This window comes from Stenotrophomonas nitritireducens, from assembly GCF_001431425.1.
Lineage (GTDB): Bacteria > Pseudomonadota > Gammaproteobacteria > Xanthomonadales > Xanthomonadaceae > Stenotrophomonas > Stenotrophomonas nitritireducens.
Map to the genome: position 1 here is coordinate 82168 of NZ_LDJG01000015.1, position 18612 is coordinate 100779.

At 67.3% G+C, this 18612-nt stretch carries 16 protein-coding genes; 8 read left to right on the top strand and 8 right to left on the bottom strand.

Annotated elements, in window-relative coordinates; genetic code table 11:
• Position 1 precedes the first annotated feature (1 nt).
• The gene (locus ABB22_RS10310) at positions 2–1078 is read right to left on the bottom strand and encodes an alpha-ketoacid dehydrogenase subunit beta (RefSeq protein ID WP_055766470.1); all 1077 of its coding nucleotides are present in this window, start codon (positions 1076–1078) and stop codon (positions 2–4) included.
• A complete protein-coding gene (gene pdhA, locus ABB22_RS10315) occupies positions 1071–2159 on the bottom strand; it encodes a pyruvate dehydrogenase (acetyl-transferring) E1 component subunit alpha (RefSeq protein ID WP_055766467.1) in 1089 nt (362 codons plus the stop codon). The genes ABB22_RS10310 and pdhA overlap by 8 nt, the downstream gene beginning before the upstream one ends.
• Positions 2160–2439: 280 nt before the next feature.
• Between pdhA and ABB22_RS10320 the strand changes: the two genes are divergently transcribed.
• From ABB22_RS10320 to ABB22_RS10335, 4 genes are all read left to right on the top strand, one after another.
• Positions 2440–3318 carry a tryptophan 2,3-dioxygenase gene (locus tag ABB22_RS10320; protein WP_055766463.1) on the top strand — a complete coding sequence of 293 codons (879 nt, stop codon included), beginning with the start codon at positions 2440–2442 and terminating at the stop codon, positions 3316–3318.
• A gap of 198 nt (positions 3319–3516) precedes the next feature.
• Positions 3517–5007 (top strand): peptide MFS transporter, encoded by a 1491-nt coding sequence (locus ABB22_RS10325; protein ID WP_055766460.1) that lies wholly within the window; start codon positions 3517–3519, stop codon positions 5005–5007.
• 10 nt (positions 5008–5017) lie between these two features.
• Positions 5018–5614 carry a thioredoxin family protein gene (locus ABB22_RS10330; RefSeq protein WP_055766456.1) on the top strand — a complete coding sequence of 199 codons (597 nt, stop codon included), beginning with the start codon at positions 5018–5020 and terminating at the stop codon, positions 5612–5614.
• A gap of 119 nt (positions 5615–5733) precedes the next feature.
• Positions 5734–6852, top strand: coding sequence for a hypothetical protein (locus tag ABB22_RS10335; RefSeq protein ID WP_055766454.1), 1119 nt, complete (start codon positions 5734–5736; stop codon positions 6850–6852).
• 55 nt (positions 6853–6907) lie between these two features.
• On the opposite strand, the gene ABB22_RS10340 is transcribed toward ABB22_RS10335, so the two are convergent.
• Entirely contained in the window at positions 6908–7402 is a 495-nt protein-coding gene (locus tag ABB22_RS10340) for a MarR family winged helix-turn-helix transcriptional regulator (protein WP_055766452.1), read from the bottom strand.
• Positions 7403–7528: 126 nt separating this feature from the next.
• Here ABB22_RS10340 and hppD point away from each other — a divergent pair, with 126 nt between their 5' ends.
• The 4 genes from hppD (at position 7529) to ABB22_RS10360 (ending at position 13691) form a co-directional block, all read left to right on the top strand.
• Positions 7529–8644: a 4-hydroxyphenylpyruvate dioxygenase gene (gene hppD, locus ABB22_RS10345; protein ID WP_055766449.1), complete on the top strand. Its 1116-nt coding sequence runs from the start codon at positions 7529–7531 to the stop codon at positions 8642–8644.
• Positions 8645–8675: 31 nt separating this feature from the next.
• Positions 8676–9140, top strand: a complete 465-nt coding sequence (locus ABB22_RS10350; RefSeq protein ID WP_055766445.1) for a hypothetical protein — start codon at positions 8676–8678, stop codon at positions 9138–9140.
• 40 nt (positions 9141–9180) lie between these two features.
• Positions 9181–10476: a homogentisate 1,2-dioxygenase gene (hmgA, locus tag ABB22_RS10355; protein ID WP_055766442.1), complete on the top strand. Its 1296-nt coding sequence runs from the start codon at positions 9181–9183 to the stop codon at positions 10474–10476.
• Positions 10477–10814: 338 nt separating this feature from the next.
• Positions 10815–13691 (top strand): TonB-dependent receptor domain-containing protein, encoded by a 2877-nt coding sequence (locus tag ABB22_RS10360; protein WP_082443517.1) that lies wholly within the window; start codon positions 10815–10817, stop codon positions 13689–13691.
• A 100-nt stretch (positions 13692–13791) separates the two neighbouring features.
• On the opposite strand, the gene ABB22_RS10365 is transcribed toward ABB22_RS10360, so the two are convergent.
• From ABB22_RS10365 to ABB22_RS10385, 5 genes are all read right to left on the bottom strand, one after another.
• Positions 13792–14151 carry a hypothetical protein gene (locus ABB22_RS10365; protein ID WP_152984120.1) on the bottom strand — a complete coding sequence of 120 codons (360 nt, stop codon included), beginning with the start codon at positions 14149–14151 and terminating at the stop codon, positions 13792–13794.
• 148 nt (positions 14152–14299) lie between these two features.
• Entirely contained in the window at positions 14300–15988 is a 1689-nt protein-coding gene (locus ABB22_RS10370) for a putative 2OG-Fe(II) oxygenase (RefSeq protein WP_082443516.1), read from the bottom strand.
• Between the two features lie 6 nt (positions 15989–15994).
• Entirely contained in the window at positions 15995–16459 is a 465-nt protein-coding gene (locus ABB22_RS10375; protein ID WP_055766429.1) for a hypothetical protein, read from the bottom strand.
• A gap of 43 nt (positions 16460–16502) precedes the next feature.
• Positions 16503–17777, bottom strand: a complete 1275-nt coding sequence (locus ABB22_RS10380) for an aspartyl/asparaginyl beta-hydroxylase domain-containing protein (protein ID WP_055766426.1) — start codon at positions 17775–17777, stop codon at positions 16503–16505.
• A gap of 279 nt (positions 17778–18056) precedes the next feature.
• Positions 18057–18557, bottom strand: a complete 501-nt coding sequence (locus ABB22_RS10385; RefSeq protein WP_055766423.1) for a hypothetical protein — start codon at positions 18555–18557, stop codon at positions 18057–18059.
• Between the last annotated feature and the right edge of the window lie 55 nt (positions 18558–18612).

The window sequence follows — 18612 nt, forward strand, 5'->3', positions numbered from 1 at the left end:
GTCAGCCCGCCGCCACCGCGCGCCTGGCTGCGGCCACGATCCGCTCCACGCTCGGCAGGTACTTCATTTCCAGGCGGAACAGCGGGATGTGGGTGTCGTAGCCGGTGACGCGTTCGACCGGCGCCAGCAGGTCGTACATCGATTCCTCGGCCAGGCGCGCGGCGATCTCGGCACCAAAACCGGCGGTCTTGGGTGCTTCCTGCACGATCACGCAGCGGCCGGTCTTGGCCACCGACTCGGCGATGGTGGCGAAATCCAGCGGGCGCAGCGTGGCCACGTCGATGACTTCGGCGCTGATGCCTTCGCCGGCCAGCTTGTCGGCCGCTTCCAGCGCTTCCTTGACCTGCGCGCCCCAGGTCACCAGGGTCACGTCGGTGCCGTCGCGCAGCACGAAGCACACGTCCAGCGGCAGCGCCTCGCCGTCGTTGGCGACCACTTCCTTGTACTGGCGGTAGATGCGCTTGGGCTCCATGTAGATCACCGGATCCGGCTCGCGGATCGCGGCCAGCAGCAGGCCGTAGGCGCGCTGCGGGCTGGACGGCAGCACCACGCGCAGGCCCGGCACGTTGGTGAAGATGGCCTCGTTGGCTTCGCTGTGGTGTTCCGGCGCGCGGATGCCGCCGCCCCACGGCACGCGCAGCACCATCGGGCAGTGCAGGCGGCCGCGGGTGCGGTTACGCAGGCGCGCGGCATGGCAGACGATGTGGTCGACCATCGGGTAGACGAAGCCGTCGAACTGGGCCTCGGCCACCGGCTTCATGCCCTGCGCAGCCAGGCCGACGGTGAGGCCGGCGATGGTGGTCTCGTCCAGCGGGGTGTCGAGCACGCGCTGCGCGCCGAACTGCTGCTGCAGGCCGGCGGTGGCGCGGAACACGCCGCCGTTGACGCCCACGTCCTCGCCCAGCACCAGCACCGACGGGTCGTGCTCCATCTCCCAGGCCAGCGCCTGGGTCACGGCTTCGATCAGGGTGATGGGAGTGGCGGTCATGGTGGTTTCTCCGCTGGCGCCTGCGGCGCCGTGGTCGCTGACGGGGTCGTGGCCGGCGTGCGCGCCAGCGCTGCGCTTCATGTCATCCATGGCGCTGCTCCAGGGCGATGGCGGCGGCGCGCTGGGCCAGCAGGTCCGGCGGCGGATCGGCGTACAGGTAGTCGAACATGGCTTCCACCGGCTGCACCGGGCAGTTGAGGTAGGCATTGACCTCCTCGTCCACGCGAGCGCCGCATTCGGCGATCCAGTTCTTCTCTTCTTCCTCGCTCCACACGCCCTGCGCGGTCAGGTATCTGCGCAGGCGGATCAGCGGCTCCTTCAGCCACGCGGCCTTGACCTCGGCATCGTCGCGGTAGCGGCGCGCGTCGTCGGCGGTGGTGTGGTCGGACAGGCGATAGGTGAGGAATTCCAGCACCGTGCCGCCCTGGCCGGACAGGGCGCGCTCGCGCGCCTGCTCCATCGCCGCCAACACCGCGATCAGGTCGTTGCCGTCCACCTGCAGGCAGAACAGGCCGCCGGCCAGGCCCTTCTGGGCCAGTGTTTCGGCGCCGGTCTGGGCCGCACGCGGCACCGAGATCGCCCAGCCGTTGTTGACCACGCACAGGATCAGCGGCAGCTGGTAGGCACCGGCCGAGTTCACCGCGGCGTAGAAGTCGGTCTTGGAACTGCCGCCGTCGCCGCAGACGGTCACCGCCACCTGCGGCTTGCCCTGCAGCTTGAACGACAGCGCCGAGCCGGCCGCATGCAGGCACTGGGTGGAGATCGGCACGCAGATCGGGAAATCGCGCACCGCATCGCTGTTGCGGTCGTAGTCGCTGCCGCGCTCGTCGCCGCCCCAGTACATCAGTACGTCGCGCGGGCGCACGCCGCGCATGAACATGGCGCCGTACTCGCGGTAGCTGGGGGCGAACACGTCGCCGGGCTTCATCGCCGCGCCGATGCCGACGTGGGCCGCTTCATGGCCCAGGCAGGAGGCGAAGGTGCCGAGCTTGCCGGTGCGCTGCAGCGCCACGGCCTTGGTGTCGAACACCCGGGTGGCCAGCATCTGCCGGAACATCGGCAGCAGCGCGCGGGGATCGCGCAGCGAGGGTGGCAGGTCGTCGCGTACCAGGGCGCCGTCGGCATCCAGGTACTGCAGGTATTCGATTTGGAACTGGGCGGAAACCGTCATTGCAGCAACACCTTGGACAGATGGTTTCAAATGATAGGAATTGCGCATGGTAAGGAATCGGACCGGAAAAGCCGTCCTGCGCCGCAGCACGAATTTCCGCACGCCAGCCCATGCACGGTCCCGACAGCGCATGGATGCTGCGCATTCAGCCTGTCGCGGCGACCGCGGACGGATTGTCGCGCCGGTTGCGGTTGCAAGTGTTGGCATTCCGTTTGCGCGCTGGCGGCGGCCGGCCGCCGCGCTGCGTTACCCTTTGCGCCCCGCGCAAATGGCAAGGCCGATGACCGTAGAACAGAACCAGCGTGAGCTCGAAGCCGGTATCCATACCGACCTGCACGGGCGGCTCACCTATGGCGGCTACCTGTGCCTGGACCGGCTGCTGTCGGCGCAGCAGCCGCTGTCGAACCCGGCGCACCACGACGAGATGCTGTTCATCATCCAGCACCAGACCTCGGAGCTGTGGCTGAAGCTGCTCGACCACGAACTGCGCGCGGCCATGGGCTTCCTGCAGCGCGACCAGGTCTGGCAGTGCCGCAAGGTGCTGGCGCGCGGCAAACAGGTGCTGCGCCAGCTGACCGAGCAGTGGTCGGTGCTGGAGACCCTGACCCCGTCGGAGTACATGGGCTTCCGCGACGTGCTCGGGCCGTCCTCGGGCTTCCAGTCGCTGCAGTACCGCTGCATCGAGTTCCTGCTGGGCAACAAGAACGCGGACATGCTGCTGGTGTTCGGGCACGACCCGGACGGGCAGGCCAGGCTGCGCCAGGCGCTGGAGGCGCCGAGCCTGTACGAGGAATTCCTGCGCTACCTGGCGCGCTTCGGCCACGCCGTCCCGCCCGCCTACGAAGGCCATGACTGGACCCTGCCGCATGTCAGCGATCCGGCGCTGCGCCCGGTCTTCGAGAACATCTACCAGGACACCGACCGCTACTGGCGCGAGTACTCGCTGTGCGAGGACCTGGTGGACCTGGAGAGCCAGTTCCAGCTGTGGCGCTTCCGCCACATGCGCACGGTGATGCGGATCATCGGCTTCAAGCGCGGCACCGGCGGGTCCAGCGGCGTGGGTTTCCTCAAGCAGGCGCTGGAGCTGACCTTCTTCCCCGAGCTGTTCGAGGTGCGCACCAGCATCGGCGGGGAACCGGCGGCCCCGGCGGGGGCCTGAAAGGCCTGCGTATTCAGCGCGGCGGGGACGGCCGCCGGCTGCTTCCGGCCGCCAACGCCGGGCTGGCGGCGGCGATCTGGCCGTTGCGCTGTGGATTTGACGTGAAGCCGGCGCTTCGGTGATCCTCGCCCGTCGTGCCGATTCCGGCCGACTTCATTTGCCTTTTTTGCCCAACGAAACATTCAGGGGGAACCCCGCATGAGCGCTGCCGCGCCGAATTCCGCAACGACCCCGGCGCCCGTGCCGGAGTTCAAGAACCTCCTCGGTCACCCGCGTCCGCTGTGGATGCTGTTCATGACCGAGTTCTTCGAGCGCTTCGCGTTCTACGGCATCCGCTGGGCGCTGACGCTGTACATCGTCGCCCAGTTCTCCGAAAGCCAGGCCGGGGCCAGCAAGCTCTATGGCGCCTACCTGGCGCTGGTCTACGCCGCGGCGCTGTTCGGCGGCTTCGTCGCCGACCGCATCATCGGTTACCAGCGCTCGATCCTGATCGGCGCGGCGGTGATGTCGCTGGGGCTGTTCCTGATCGCTATTCCCGACGACCAGGTGTTCCGCCTCGGCCTGGCTACGGTCATCGCCGGCAACGGCCTGTTCAAGCCCAACATCTCCAGCATGGTCGGGCAGTTGTACGGGATCAACGATTCCCGCCGCGACTCGGGCTTCACCATCTTCTACATGGGCATCAACGCCGGCGCGCTGGTCGCCCCGGTGCTGACCGGCATCCTCGCCGAGAACGTGTTCGGCACCGAGGCCATGCCGGCCTACAAGTACGTGTTCATCGCCTCGGGCATCGGCATGCTGGTCAGCCTGGTGTGGTTCTGGATCGGCCGCCGCCAGCTCGGCACCATCGGCGCCGCCCCGGCCGGGGCCGGCATCGGCCGCACCATCGCGGTGCTGATCGGCGCGCTGGTCGCCGTGCCGGTGGCCTACGGCCTGCTGTCGATCGACGCCGGCATCCTCGGCTGGATCCTCGGCGCGCTGTTCACCGTGCTGTGCGTGATGATCCTGGTCGAGGGCGTGCGCGAGGGCAGGGTCGCGCGCGACCGCTCCATCGCCATGCTGATCATCTTCGTGTTCAACGTGCTGTTCTTCATGTTCTTCGAACAGGCCGGCAGCTCGTTCAACTTCCTGGCGCAGAACATCGTCAACCGCGACCTGTCCGGCTGGATGTTCCCGGTGGGCTGGTTCCAGTCGGTGAACTCGGTGGCCATCCTGGCGCTGGGCCCGATCTTCGTGTGGCTGTGGACCGCGCTCGGCTCGCGCAACCCGTCGATCCCGCGCAAGTTCGGCCTGGGCCTGATCTTCAACGGCCTGGCCTTCCTGCTGCTGATGTACGCGCTGTCCTCGCTGGTCGACGGCGCCGGCAAGATCCCGTTCTGGACCCTGTTCATGGTCTACGTGATCCAGACCGTCGGCGAGCTGTGCCTGTCGCCGATCGGCCTGTCGATGACCACCAAGCTGGCCCCGCTCAAGGTCGTCGGCCTGGCGATGGGCGGCTGGTTCCTGTCCACCGCCATCGGCAACAACCTGTCGGGCATCTTCGCCGCGGTGGTCAGTGGTGAAAGCGGCATGACCGTCGAATCGGCCCTGAAGGGGTATACCTTCGGTTTCTGGTCGCTGCTCGGCGCCGGCGTGCTGCTGTTCCTGATCGCGCCGCTGGTGCAGAAGCTGATGCATGGCGTGAAGTGAGGAAGCAACGATGAAGCGGATGTCCGGCGGAATCTCCCTGCTGCTGGCCGCGGCGCTGGGCGGCTGTTCGCAGCCGCCGGCGCAGCCGGCGGAGAAGGTGCAGCCGCTGGACACTTCCGAGCAGAAGGCGCCGGTGGCTGATACCAGCCAGCCGGTCGCCTCCGGCAATACCCCGGCCGCGGCGGACATCGCCGCGGTGGCCGCGCTCAACGCGCGGTTCGATCCGGCGCGGGATCCGGTCGCCGACCTGGAGACCGCCAAGGTCGAGGCCCAGCGCGGCGGCAAGCGGATCGTGCTGGACGTAGGCGGCGAGTGGTGCTCCTGGTGCCACCTGATGGACGCCTTCATGGAGGGCGACTCGGAGATCCGCCGTTTCCGCGACGCCCACTACGTGTGGATGAAGGTCAACTACAGCGAGGACAACGAGAACGCGGCGTTCCTGTCGCGCTTCCCGGCCATCACCGGCTACCCGCACCTGTTCGTGCTCGATGCCGAGGGCCGGCTGCTGCACTCGCAGTTCACCGGCGAACTGGAAAAGGGCAAGGGCTACGACCGCGGCAAGTTCTTCGCCTTCCTCAAGGAATGGGCGCCGCCGGCAGCGCCCTGACGGAGCGGGGGATGAAGGGAAAGACGGCGCCGCAGGGCGCCGTTTTCCTTGCGGGCTTCATTTCCGCGCCGGGCTGCCGTTAACGGGAGCATTCCCTTGCTCGCCGGGGCCGACTCCCCATGCCGTTTCCTTCCGATGCCACTCCTGAAGCCGCCGTCCCGGCCGCCACCGATGCGGCCGGCACGGGCCTGCCCACGGTGGATGCGCTGATGGACGAACAGCCGCCGGCCGATGGCGACGCGGCGCCGCCGCACTACCGCCTGCCGCAGGCGGCGGTGCCGCCGAACATCATGTTGCAGGCCGCGGTGGCGCGGCTGGTGGAGCAGAAGGAGCGGATCGACCTGCTGGCCCGCGAAGGGCTGCTCGATGGCCTCTTCCCCGCCGAATGGAGCGCGATGCCGGGCAACGAACTGCGCGCCTTCGTGGCCTCGGTGGTGCCGTTCGCCTCGGACAGCGTGCGCGGCGAGACCGTCGCCGCGCGTGCGCCACTGAAGTACCTGCTGGGGCAGTCGCACCGCTGGGGCAAGGCCGACGTCGCCGAGCCGCGTTCGCTGGGCGCGTTCCTGGCCAGCGACGAGCGCGCCGGCGCGGGCGCGGCCGACGCGGCCGAGGTGATGCTGCTGGGGCCGCTGGGGCTGGGCTGGGCGCAGGTGGGGCGCAGCCGGGTCGGGTTCCTGCGCGCGATGGGCGTCGAATCGCTGGCCGCGCGGGTCACCGCCTTGCCGTATCCGGCACCCGAGCAGCTGGCGCTGTACCACGTGACCGTGGCCGGGGTGGCGCAGGTGTGGTGCGTGCTGGACAGCCGCAGGCTGCGCGCGCTGTCCGCTCCTTCATTGACGGTCCCGTTGTTGACCGCCTATGGCGTGGCCGCACCGCAGGCATGGCCGGCGCAATGGCCGGATCCGGTCGAGGTGGAGGCCGAGATCGGCCTGGCGCGGGCCGGAAATGGCGCCCACGAGGTCGACCTGGTCCGGCTGGTGGACAAGATCCAGCGCAGCCGCGCCGGCGAGGCCTGGAGCAGCGCCAGCCTGATGCAGCTGCATACCTGGGTGCCGCGCTGGCGCTTCTTCCTGACCTCGTTCATCGGCCTGCCGGCGGCGCTGCTGCTGATCGCGGCGCTGGCCCTGCCCGGCCGCGTCGAGGCGGCCGCGGTGGCCGTGGCGCTGGGCTTCGCCGGCGGCGCCATCGCCGCGCTGGCCGCGCCGTGGATCTACGCGCGGCGCAAGTTCCTGAGCTGAGCCGGCCGCAGCGGGCCCGGCCCGATGCCGGGGCCAGCCCGGGGACGGGCGTGCCTCAGTCGATGCTCATCTGCGCAAGGCCGGCGTCGGCCAGCCGGGTGATGAGCCGCTCCAGCACCTGCTCCTCTTCCTCGGTCAGTACCGACATCAGCTTGCGGGTGATTTCCATCACCATCGGCGCCACGGTCTCGTAGACCTCGAAGCCCGCCGCCGACAGGGCCAGCACCGAGCGGCGGCGATCGTCGCCATGGGTCTCGCGCCGGATGAAGCCGCGCTCCAGCAGGCGCGCCACCGCGCGGCTGACCGCCACCTTGTCCATCGCCGTGCGATCGGACACCTCGCTCGCCGACGAGCCCGGGTACAGCGCCAGGATGGTGATCACGCGCCATTCCGGAATCGACAGGCCGTAGCGCTCGCCGTACAGCCGCGCGATGTTGCCGCTGACCCGGTTGGACAGGACGCTGATGCGATAGGGCAGGAACTGTTCGAGATCGAGCAGCACGTGCGAGGAGCGGAAGCTGGTGGACTTGCTGTAGTCGGAAGAGCTCATGTTGCAGTGCACCTTGATGGTGGTTTCATGTGAAACTATAACCTTCAGTCTCGACCCGCGTTCGCCGCGCGTCTTCCTGTATCCCGCCGCCGGCATCGGCGACGGCCCCACTTCCGGAGGCAAGCCATGAATACCCAAGTCCACGCCGCATCCAACGCGCCCAACCTGGGCATGCAGGTCACCACCTTCGAAAACCCGATGGGCATCGATGGCTTCGAGTTCGTCGAGTTCGCCGCGCCGGCAGGGCAGGCCGCCCAGCTGCACGACTACTTCCGGAACATGGGGTTCACTGCCGTGCTCCGCCACCGGCAGCGTGCTATTACCGTCTACCGTCAAGGCGGCGTCAACTTCCTCGTGAACGAGGAGCCGGACTCCTTCGCCGCCGACTTCGCCGCCAAGCACGGCCCCTGCGCCTGCGGTTTCGCCATCCGTTTCCAGAAGCCGGCCGCCGACGTGCTCGCTGCCGCGCTGGGCAATGGCGCCGAGGAAGTGAGCCTGCTGGCCGACACCCGCGCGGTGCCGGCGCCGGTGATCAAGGGCATCGGCGACTGCATGCTGTACCTGGTGGACCGCTACGGCGAGGCCGGCAGCATCTACGACGCCGACTACGTGCCGGTAGACGGCGCCGAGCAGGACCCGAAGGGCTTCGGCCTTACCTTCATCGACCACCTGACCCACAACCTGTACCTGGGCAACATGCAGCAGTGGTCGGACTACTACGAGCGCCTGTTCAACTTCCGCGAGATCCGCTACTTCGACATCAAGGGCGCCAAGACCGGCCTGGTGTCCAAGGCGATGACCGCGCCGGACGGCATCGTGCGCATTCCGCTCAACGAGTCCTCCGACCCGAAGAGCCAGATCAACGAATACCTGGACGCGTACAAGGGCGAGGGCATCCAGCATATCGCCTGCTTCACCGACAACATCTACGACACCGTCGAGGCGATGCGCGAACATGGCATCGAGTTCCTGGACACCCCGGATACCTACTTCGACGTGGTCGACCTGCGCATCCCGGACAATGGCGAGGACGTGCCGCGCCTGCGCCGGAACAAGATCCTGATCGACGCCGACCCGGAGACCAAGCAGCGCAAGCTGCTGCAGATCTTCACCCAGAACTGCATCGGCCCGATCTTCTTCGAGATCATCCAGCGCAAGGGCAACGAGGGTTTCGGCGAAGGCAACTTCCAGGCGCTGTTCGAGAGCATCGAGCGCGACCAGATCAAGCGCGGCGTGCTGTAACGTTGGCGGTCCACTCCCCGAGGAACACGCGATGCTGACCGAACTGATCACCCTGTTGACCTGCGATGGCCTGGAAGGCGACGACCTGGCCGACTGCGTGGCCAGGATCGAGGCATCGCCGGCGGACCCGGAACTGGAGTGGATCGAGGGCGACGGCCCGGCGGCGTTCATGCAGTTCGCGATCCTCGCCGAGCTGGGCGATTTCGTCGCCATCGGCGACAAGGTCGACGAACTGCACGAAGAGATCAGCGAGCAGTTCGCCGACCCGCTGCCGGCGTTTCCGGGACAGGAAATGCCGGCGGCGGAGTACTTCCAGTGGCTGGACGGGCAGCTGGCCGCCCGGCCTACGCCCTACGAAATCCTGCTGTGGGGCAATCACTTCGATGACAACCTCTATGCCTTCATCGTCCGCCGCAAGGACACCGCACGCGTCCTCGACCTTGCCGACGGACTGGGGCTGCTGGCCGAGCGCGCGACCCGGCGCCAGCTGACCTGAAACCGCCTGCCCGTCCGGGCACATCCACGCGAGCGCAGCCATGTCCCAGAGCAACAACGCCTATCAATCCGGTTTCGGCAACGAGTTCGCCACCGAGGCGGTGCCCGGCACCCTGCCGGTGGGACGCAATTCGCCGCAGCGCGTGGCCCACGGGCTGTATGCCGAGCAGTTGACCGGCACCGCTTTCACCGCGCCGCGCGGCAGCAACCGCCGCAGCTGGCTGTACCGTATCCGCCCGGCGGCGATGCATGGCAGGTTCACGCCGTTCGAGCAGCCGCGCCTGCACGGCGACTTCTGCCATGGCGCGGTGTCGCCGGACCAACTGCGCTGGAATCCGCTGCCGCTGCCGGAAGCGCCCACCGATTTCGTCGAGGGGCTGTACACCATGGGCGGCAACGGCTCCCCCGAGGCGCACGCCGGCGCCGGCATCCACCTGTACGCCGCCAACGCCGACATGCGTGGCCGGTACTTCTATGACGCCGACGCCGAACTGCTGATCGTGCCGCAGCTCGGCCGGCTGCGCCTGCGCACCGAGCTGGGCGTGATCGAGATCGAGCCGCAGCAGATCGCGGTGATCCCGCGCGGCGTGCGCTTCGCGGTGGACCTGCCGGACGGGCAGGCGCGCGGCTATGTCTGCGAGAACTTCGGCGCGCTGCTGAAGCTGCCCGACCTCGGCCCGATCGGCAGCAACGGCCTGGCCAACCCGCGCGATTTCGAAACGCCGGTGGCCGCGTACGAGAACGTGGAGGGCGATTTCGAACTGGTCGCCAAGTTCCAGGGCCGGCTGTGGCGCGCGGACATCGGCCACAGTCCGCTGGACGTGGTCGGCTGGCACGGCAACTACGCGCCGTACCGCTACGACCTGCGCCGCTTCAATACCATCGGCTCGATCAGCCACGATCACCCCGATCCGTCGATCTTCCTGGTGCTGCATTCGGCCAGCGACACGCCCGGCACCAGCAACCTGGACTTCGTGATCTTCCCGCCGCGCTGGCTGGTGGCGCAGGACACGTTCCGCCCGCCGTGGTTCCACCGCAACATCGCCAGCGAGTTCATGGGCCTGGTCCACGGCGCCTACGACGCCAAGGCCGAGGGCTTCGTCCCCGGCGGCTGCTCGATCCACAACTGCATGACCGGCCACGGCCCGGACGCGGCCACCTTCGACAAGGCCTCCAGCGCCGACCTGTCGCGCCCGGACGTCATCGTCGACACCATGGCCTTCATGTTCGAGACCCGTGGCGTGATCCGCCCGACCGAACAGGCCATGGCCGCCGGGCACCGCCAACGCGACTACCAGGCCTGCTGGAGCGGGCTCGCGAAGCACTTCCAGGGTTGAGCGGGGCGCCCTGGCACTTTCCGCCAGGGCCGATCGAGCGTTTGGATGCACATGAGCTGTCGAGGCCCGCGAAAGCGGGAGGTGCAGTCGTGCCCGCTTCCCGCTCTTTGCCTATTCTGGCCGTTTGCGTCAAATAGTGACTTATGTCACTGGTGTTGGGTGGGCTGGTTCTATCGATCGAGTGATGTTAGCTTTCCGTTGGGCTGCGGACATGGGGGCTTTGATGCTGCAACGGCATCAATAGGTGGGAGCCGCCATGCGTTGCCTGACACGGTGGCCTGGGGAAAGTCCGCCGCCGACGACCGTCACATCCATTTCAGCGCTTTTAGGGGAGTTTCATGAAGACAAGCAAATTGCGTGATGCGATTCTGGTTGCATTGGTCGGTTCCATGGGTCTTGCCGGCACGGCAATGGCGCAGGATGCGGCCAAGTCCGAGTCCGACGCTGCCACCAATCTCGATGCCATCACTGTCACCGGCAGCCGCATCAAGAGCCAGACCTTCACCGCATCCTCGCCGGTCACGGAAATCACCGCCGAGGAGTTCACGCAGGTTGGCGCCACCAAGGTCGAGGATCTGGTCAACCAGTTCCCGCAGGTCGATCTGAGCTTCGACAACTTCGCCAACAACGGTTCCTACGGTCATGCGACCATTTCCATGCGTGGCCTCGGCCCCGAGCGCACGCTGACCCTCGTCAACGGCCGTCGTCTTCCGGCCAGCCGCAATGAGATCGCCGACCCGTCGATCATTCCGGTGGCAGCGATCAAGCGGGTGGACATCCTTTCCGGTGGCGCTTCGGCCGTGTATGGCGCCGACGCCGTGGCCGGCGTGGTCAATTTCGTGCTGGACGACAAGTTCGAGGGCGTGAGCCTCAACCTCGGCTATTCGGCTTTCCAGCACAACAACGACGACAAGACGGTCCAGCAGCTCAACAAGGACAGGGGCTTTCCCTACCCGACCGGCAATTCGGGCCTGGATGGCACGAGTCATAGTGCCGAGCTGGTGCTGGGCAGCAGCTTTGCCGACAACAAGGGTCACGCCATGGGCTGGCTGACCTGGCGTGAAAACGAAGCGCTTTACCAGGCCGAGCGTGACTACTCCGCCTGCTCGGTATCGGCCACCTCAGCGGCCTGCGGCGGTTCCGGCACGGCCAACCCGGGCCGTTTCACGGTCAATCAATATGCAAACGGCGGCGTGGTCAATTGGCCGACCGGAAAGAACGCCAACTACGTCTGGAACGGCAAGAACTACCAGAACGGCACTTACCTGTACAACTACGCGCCGATCAACTTCTACCAGCGTCCGGACAATCGCGTCACCGCAGGCTTCATGGCCAGCTATGACATCAACGACTACGCCACGCCGTATGTCGAGGCCATGTTCCTTGAGCGCCGTTCCAGCACGCAGATCGCCGAATCCGGCGCTTTCGGCGTGCCGATCGTCGTGGACTGCAACAACCCGCTGATCGGCACCATGTGCGCCGATGCCGGCGTCGCCACCAGCCAGGCGCAGGTCACCCTGTGGAAGCGCAACGTGGAAGGCGGTCCGCGCATCTCCTCCAGTGATGACAGCACCTACCGCATCACGGCGGGCATGAGGGGTGGTTTGTTCGGCTCGTCCTGGACCTATGACGCTTCGGCGACCTTCGGCCGGACCAAAACCATCGATATCGGCAAGAACGACTTCCTCAACACCAATATCGCCGCTGCCGCGCTGGGTTGTACCGATCCTGTTTACGGCACCTTCCCGGGTTGCTCGCTGTACGACATCTGGACCGACAAGATCTCCAAGGAAGCGGCCGATGCGATGGCCGGCACCAGCTTCAGCATCTACAAGACCAGCTACAGTTCGCTGTCGGCCGTTGCCGACGGTTTCCTCGGCTGGGGTTTCCCGACCGCAGGCGGCGAGGAAATCGGTCTGGCGGTAGGTGCCGAGCGCCGCCATTACACCTACACCAGCGACTACGATGGCGATTCGGCCGCGGGCAACTTCGCCGGCGCCGGTGCCGCCAGCCTGCCGGTGGACGCGGGCAATACCGTGAACGACTTCTTCTTCGAAGCGGCGTTGCCGGTCTACGTGGGTGACGGCCTGTTCAACCGCTTCGACGTTTCGCTGGGTTATCGCTATTCGGATGACGAGACCTCGGGCAACTACGACACCTACAAGCTCGGCCTGAGCAGCGCGCTGTGGGACAGCAAGCTGCTGCTGCGCGGCGGCTACAACCGTGCCGTGCGCGCGCCGAGCCTGAACGACCTGTACTACTCGCAGCGCATCGCCCTGGATGGCGAAGAGGATCTGTGCGCCGGACCGAAGCCGGCCTACACCGCGGCGCAATGCGAGCGCGCCGGCGTGCCGACCTCGGCCTACGGCAACGTGCCGGTCAATCCTGCCGAGCAGTATTTCGGCCTGGTCGGCGGCAATCCCAACCTGGCGCCGGAAATTGCCGACACCTACACCGTTGGCTTCGCGGTCGAACCCCTCGAGAATCTGAACATTTCCCTGGATTGGTACGACATCAAGATCGAAGGGGCGATCGCCGGCATCGGCCACGAAACCATCCAGCGGCTCTGCCTGGAGAATGGCCTGTATTGCGACCGGATCAAGCGCGACGCGCGTGCGGGCAACTACGACCTGTGGATCGGCCAGGCGTCGGATCCGAAGTCCGGCTACGTCATCAACCTGCCCGACAACATCGGCGTCTACAAGCGTTCGGGCCTCGACCTGGCCACGAGCTATTCGTTCCAGTTCGGCCCCGGCCGCTTGAGCGCAAGCCTGGTGGCCAACTACGTCCTGAAGCAGTTCACCCAGTCGCTTGCTTCCGAACCGAGCACCGCCTTCGAGTGCAAGGGGCTGATCAACAACGACTGCGGAAACTCGCCGAAGTGGCGTCATATCGCCTCGGCGAACTATGCCTGGGACCGCTACACCGTGGGCATGCGCTGGCGCCATATCGGCGGCACCAGCTACAAGGACGTGAACGGCAACAAGCTGAGCAGCAACATCTGGCTGGGTAGCGGTGTTTCCACCTACAACTACCTCGATCTGAATGCCAGCATGAGCATCGGCCCGGCATTGATCTCCCTGGGCGTGAACAACGTGTTCGACAAGGAGCCGCCGTTCGTGGGTTCCGCCAGCTTCGCGGCCAATGCCAACGCCGTGGGTGGCTACGATCAGGCCGGCCGTTACATCTTCGGCAGCTTCAGCCTGAAGTTCTGATCGAAGCGTTACGTTTCATGGCAAGAAGAAGGCGGCGGGCTTGGGCCCGCCGCCTTTTTTGGCCCCTTCCGTGGCGACCGTCCGTGCGGTCGCGGCTGTTTCAGCCTTCGTCACCGTCCTTCGCCACCGGCTTTGCATCCAGTTCGCGGGTGAAATCCTTTGCCGCTTTCTGGCGCGCTTCCCATTGTTCCGGTGTGAGGCAAATCCGCTTCTTCATGCGGCTGCCGGTGATGTCTTCGTACTCGCAGATCCTGACGGGCTTGCCCTGCTTGGCCGGGGGGGCGGCTTCTTGGGCTTCGGGAGAATTTGCGGGAGCGCTTGTCTGCGCCGCTACCTGGCCGATGGGCAGCATGCCGAGGGCCGCCGTTGCGAGCATCAGGCGAGCAGTGCGCCACGGCTGCGGTGTGTCAGTTGCAGGCGCGGACGATGGGCGGGCGGGACGAATGGAATCGACGTGCATGGCGGCATCTTCGGCTGGGTAAGGTAGGCCCGCCATGGGTTTGGCGGGGGGAACGGCATGACACCTCATGGTGCGCGAAAGCCATGCGCTGCGCCAGAACTCCAGGGCCGCCGCGGCTCCATGGGCTCGGGGCCTGCCTGGTAGGGCGTCAGTTCTTCGGCTGCACGTCGAAGGCGATGGTCAGCCGCGACTCGGGGTCGTCGAACGGCACGGTGCCGTGCCACATGTAGGAAGGGAACAGGGCCAGATGCCCGGGCCTGGGCTGGATGAGGCGACGAGGCGGCAGGTCAAGTCCCAGGCTTTCCAGCGGCTGCCCGAACTGTATCCAGCCTGCGCATGACGTGGCGTCCGACGCCAGTACGCTGCCGGGCAGGGCGACATAGAAGGCGGAGCTTGCCCAGCCCTTGGTATGGATGTGGTTGGAATGATGCCCCGATGAGCGGAGTTTCACCGACCAGGAGCCGGCGAAGCGGATCTCGCGCCGTCTGCGCGAGAGGAACGGGTGCGTCGGGTCGACCGGCATTGTCGCCAGCCAGGTTTCGACAGCGTTGCTCAGGGCGGCCTGGGCAGCATCGATTACCGTGTCGCTGCGTCCGAACAGCTGGCCTGCCGTCTGCGTGCCGCCGCGCACGCTCTGGTTCACCGGCTCGCGGGTGGCACCGTGCATGGCATCGAGGGTTGCGGCCAGCGCATGCAGGAACGCGGGGAGATCGTTGAAACCGGGTGGGGGGGCGATCTCGACATAGCCGACCAGCTTTTCGTAATCGAACAACCAATGCTCGCGCTCGTCGCCGGCCAGCCGCCATGCCGTACCCAGGTGGCTCCAGCCTTCCTGGTTGTGCGGGTCGAGCCGGACCGCCTTTTCCGCGCACCTGGCAGCCAGGTCGAAGCGTTCCGTGCGGAATGCGTGCCGTGCGTGGGCGTTGAGGAATTCCGGCAGCACGCCCAATTCGCCGCGTGCCGCCGCGGCGTACAGCGGCGCGGCCTGCTCATGCTGTTGCAGCGTGTCCAGCGCATCAGCGGCGAACCACTCCAGCATGGCGTTTCCGGGTTCGCGCCGGCGCAGCGGGGTAAGGAGCGCGATGGCCTCATCGGCGTTCTTGGTCGCCACCAGCATGCGCACGAAAGCCAGCTGCAGCGCCCGGTTGTCCGGCTGTGCCCGTGCCGCGGCGCGAAGCGCATCCAGCGGGTCTTCGCCCGGCGCCAGTGTCGCGCCGTTTTCCCAGAGCAGGTTCCCCAGGGTTTCGTGCGCAGGCGCATGGCCCGGATGCCGGGCGACCAGCCTGCGTGCACCGGCCAGTGCTTCGGCGGTGCGGCCCGCATCGGCCAGCACGCCGTTGATGGCGTCCTGCAGCTCGGGCGCATCGACGCCACGCCGGCGCAGCAATTCCTCTGCCTGCCGGTAGGCGGACAAGGCTTCGTCGATGCGCCCCAGCAAGCGCAGTACGGCCCCGAGGTCGACCCATGCGGAGGCCTGCTCCGGCGACAGGGCGAGCGCTTTGCGCAACACCGGTTCGGCTGCTTCCAGTCGATCCTGTGCACGCAGCGCCTTGCCGTGGCGGGCGAGGGAAATTCCGTAATTGCGCGATACCGTGGCATTGCCCGGCAGCAGGGCCAGGGCGCGTTCGAACGCTGCATTCGCCTCCGCCTGGCGGCCATCGTCCGCCAGGCACATGCCCAGCAACTGCCATGCGTCGACAGCCTGCGCTGCCTGCTGGGTCAGCGCTTCGGCGATGGACAGCGCCTGCGCGCGCTGTCCGGACTGCAGCAGGCCCTGCGCCTGCTTGAAGCGCTGGGCCTGCGCTGGGTTCAACGGCTGGCCGTGCGGTGCGGGCATGGATGCTCAGCGCATGCGGCGCACGCCAAGGCGCACGCCTGCGGGTGTTACCAGCACATAGCTGCCCAACAGCCCCTTGCGCAGTTGTACGTTGTCGCCGGCCTGTACATGGCCGCTGCTGCGCGATTCGGCCTGTGTCCAGACCTGCCCGTTCTCGAGCGTGAAACTGCGTTGCCCGGCGCGGCCGTACTCCACCTTGACCACCCGGCTTTCGATCCGTTCCGGGGCGGCCTGCTCATGCGTCTGTCCCGGGTTGAGCAGGGGCTCATGGGGTTTGGCCAAGCCGAAATCCGCCTGCGCCTTTTCCGCCGCCGCCGCATGCACGGCAGGCGGTGGCGGGAACGCCTTGTCGTAGCAGGCCAGCCGCGCGGCCGGCTCGGCCACGCTGGCGCAGGCATGAAGGAGGGGTTGCGCCGCCAACGTCGGGGCGAGCAGGTACAGGAGCGAGGGCAACAGGCGGCGCATCAACATGGGCGGCATCGATCCTATGGAAGGGGCAGCATAACCGGCCGGTTCAGGCTCCGTCGTCCGCCATGCGCCAGCTGCGCATCGCGCCAGCCAGTGCCGTCGCCATTTCGCGCTCGGCCACAGACAGCAGCGGGTTCCATACGTCGAACATCAGGATCACGCGCAGTGCGCTGCCGTCGTTGCGCGCTTCGTGTTCGAGCGTATCGTCGAACACCCAGCACTTGCCTTCCCGCCACTGTCGCCAGTCGTAGCCGACGCGGTAGTGGCAGCCGTCCGGCACCACCAGCGGAAGGTGCGCGACCAGCCGCGCATTGGTCTCGCCTGTATGCGGTGGAATGTGCGCGCCGGGCGCCAGCGCGGAGAACATGGCGTTCGGGCAGAGACCGGCTATTTCCACTGAATCCACCAAGGCCAGCGCTTCGGCGGTGCGCGGGCACTGCGCCAGATGTTCGTGTACCGGTTCGCCATGCGCATAGAGGTGGAAGCCGCTCCAGCTATGCGAATGGTTGAGCTTGTCCCACTGGTTGACCGGCGTGCCCGGTGGATACTGGATGTACGGCACGAATTCGGATCCGCGGCGCACGATCATCTCCTGCAACTCGGCCTTGATCGCATCGGTGCGCGATTCGAGCTCGCGCATCCAGGGGAACAGGGCATCGTCGTAAAAGGTGATCGCCGGCAGGCGGGGTACCTGCAACTGGTTGCAGACGGAGTGGTAGGGCCTGCTTTTTCCGGCGAGCAGGGAGATCGCTTCATCCCAGCGGCTGCCCAGCGCGGCATTCACGGCCGCGCGTTGCGCGCCGGTCTGGTGATGCAGGAATGCGGCGATCTCCTCGGTGTCCCGCGCGACGGCATCGCGCGCGTGCTGCAGGCGCGCTTGCAGCGCGCGCGGCCATTGCTCCTGCGGCGGCGCCACCTTCATTACGTCGCGGAACACCGCTGCGGCGGCCCGGGAGCGTTTCTGTCGTTCAAGGAATTCACCACGGGCCAGCAGGCCCGGCAGGAAATACGGGTCGATATCGAGCGCTGCGATGATGGCAGCCCATTCCTGTTCCGTACGCCCCGCCTCCCGGTGCACACGGGCAATGCTCAACGGAATCATCGGGTCGCCAGGTGCGCCCGCGCGCGCCTGCTCAAGCAGGTCGAGCGCGGCGGCCGAATCGTTGCGCTGGAACGCATGGACCCCGAGGCTGAAGAGGGCTTGCACATGGCCGGGATCGCGTGCGCGGACCTGCGCCCACAGGCGCTCCGCTTCCTGCCAGTGTCCGGCTGTCGCCGCCGCACCCGCCGCATTCACCAGTCCGGCCAACAGGTCGTTCATGCTTTCATGTCCATGAGCGCTCACGGGACGCTTTGGCGCATTCTAGGACAGGTCAAGTGGCAAGGCGGCCATTGGCGTTGCGGTCATGCCGGGTGCCGGACGGCCCGCGCTGCGGGGCGGATGGGCAGGGCTGCAGCCATCCGCCACGGTCTTCATGCTCCAGATCCGTGGCCTGATCCGCCCGGCCGAACAGGCCATCGCCGCCGGGGCACCGCCAGCGCGACTGACAGGCCTGCTGTGGTGGGCTGCGCGGCAACTTCGCGCCGCCACGGGAATGGTTCAGGCCGGCAGCGGCGTCTCCAGCACCGCGGCCAGGTGCGACTCGGGCAGCACTTCGCGCAGGCGGTCGCGCACGCGCTGCACGTAGCCGTCGGAGGTCATCGCGGGGAGCTGCGCCAGCGCCAGGCGCAGCGCATGCAGGGTGTCCGACTCCTCGCGCGTGGCCTGCAGCAGCTGGTGCAGGCGCGCCGCCGCCGGATTGCGCTGCAGTGCGAGCATGTCCAGCAGGTAGATGCGCGCGGCGACCAGCGAACGGCGCCGCGCCATGGCGGCGGGGGCGGCGTCCGCCGCCACTGTCGGCGCCGGTTGTTCCACGTGCAGGTAACCCTCGCGCTGCAACTGTGCGATCAGCGCCGGCGCATCGTCGCCGAGCAGGTTGCTCAGTTCGCCGAGGCCGCGCTTGCCGTCGCACAGGATCAGGGCACGGCGTTGGCGCAGGTCCAGCGGGGCGCGGTGGGCCTGGAGTGCGGCATGCGCGAGGTCGGTCTTGCGCGGTTGCATGGGCGGAGGGGCGATGCGGCGCGGAGCCCTGAGCCTGCCCGGCGCAGGTGAAAGC

What these genes read in the sequence shown, in the direction of transcription:
- ABB22_RS10370 (WP_082443516.1), bottom strand. Translation starts at nt 15,988, where the DNA reads ATGCCCGCACCGCACGGCCAGCCGTTGAACCCAGCGCAGGCCCAGCGC.
- ABB22_RS10360 (WP_082443517.1), top strand. Translation starts at nt 10,815, where the DNA reads ATGAAGACAAGCAAATTGCGTGATGCGATTCTGGTTGCATTGGTCGGT.
- ABB22_RS10380 (WP_055766426.1), bottom strand. Translation starts at nt 17,777, where the DNA reads ATGAACGACCTGTTGGCCGGACTGGTGAATGCGGCGGGTGCGGCGGCG.
- ABB22_RS10365 (WP_152984120.1), bottom strand. Translation starts at nt 14,151, where the DNA reads ATGCACGTCGATTCCATTCGTCCCGCCCGCCCATCGTCCGCGCCTGCA.
- ABB22_RS10350 (WP_055766445.1), top strand. Translation starts at nt 8,676, where the DNA reads ATGCTGACCGAACTGATCACCCTGTTGACCTGCGATGGCCTGGAAGGC.
- hmgA (WP_055766442.1), top strand. Translation starts at nt 9,181, where the DNA reads ATGTCCCAGAGCAACAACGCCTATCAATCCGGTTTCGGCAACGAGTTC.
- ABB22_RS10310 (WP_055766470.1), bottom strand. Translation starts at nt 1,078, where the DNA reads ATGGATGACATGAAGCGCAGCGCTGGCGCGCACGCCGGCCACGACCCC.
- ABB22_RS10375 (WP_055766429.1), bottom strand. Translation starts at nt 16,459, where the DNA reads ATGTTGATGCGCCGCCTGTTGCCCTCGCTCCTGTACCTGCTCGCCCCG.
- ABB22_RS10385 (WP_055766423.1), bottom strand. Translation starts at nt 18,557, where the DNA reads ATGCAACCGCGCAAGACCGACCTCGCGCATGCCGCACTCCAGGCCCAC.
- ABB22_RS10320 (WP_055766463.1), top strand. Translation starts at nt 2,440, where the DNA reads ATGACCGTAGAACAGAACCAGCGTGAGCTCGAAGCCGGTATCCATACC.
- pdhA (WP_055766467.1), bottom strand. Translation starts at nt 2,159, where the DNA reads ATGACGGTTTCCGCCCAGTTCCAAATCGAATACCTGCAGTACCTGGAT.
- ABB22_RS10330 (WP_055766456.1), top strand. Translation starts at nt 5,018, where the DNA reads ATGAAGCGGATGTCCGGCGGAATCTCCCTGCTGCTGGCCGCGGCGCTG.
- ABB22_RS10325 (WP_055766460.1), top strand. Translation starts at nt 3,517, where the DNA reads ATGAGCGCTGCCGCGCCGAATTCCGCAACGACCCCGGCGCCCGTGCCG.
- ABB22_RS10340 (WP_055766452.1), bottom strand. Translation starts at nt 7,402, where the DNA reads ATGAGCTCTTCCGACTACAGCAAGTCCACCAGCTTCCGCTCCTCGCAC.
- hppD (WP_055766449.1), top strand. Translation starts at nt 7,529, where the DNA reads ATGAATACCCAAGTCCACGCCGCATCCAACGCGCCCAACCTGGGCATG.
- ABB22_RS10335 (WP_055766454.1), top strand. Translation starts at nt 5,734, where the DNA reads ATGCCGTTTCCTTCCGATGCCACTCCTGAAGCCGCCGTCCCGGCCGCC.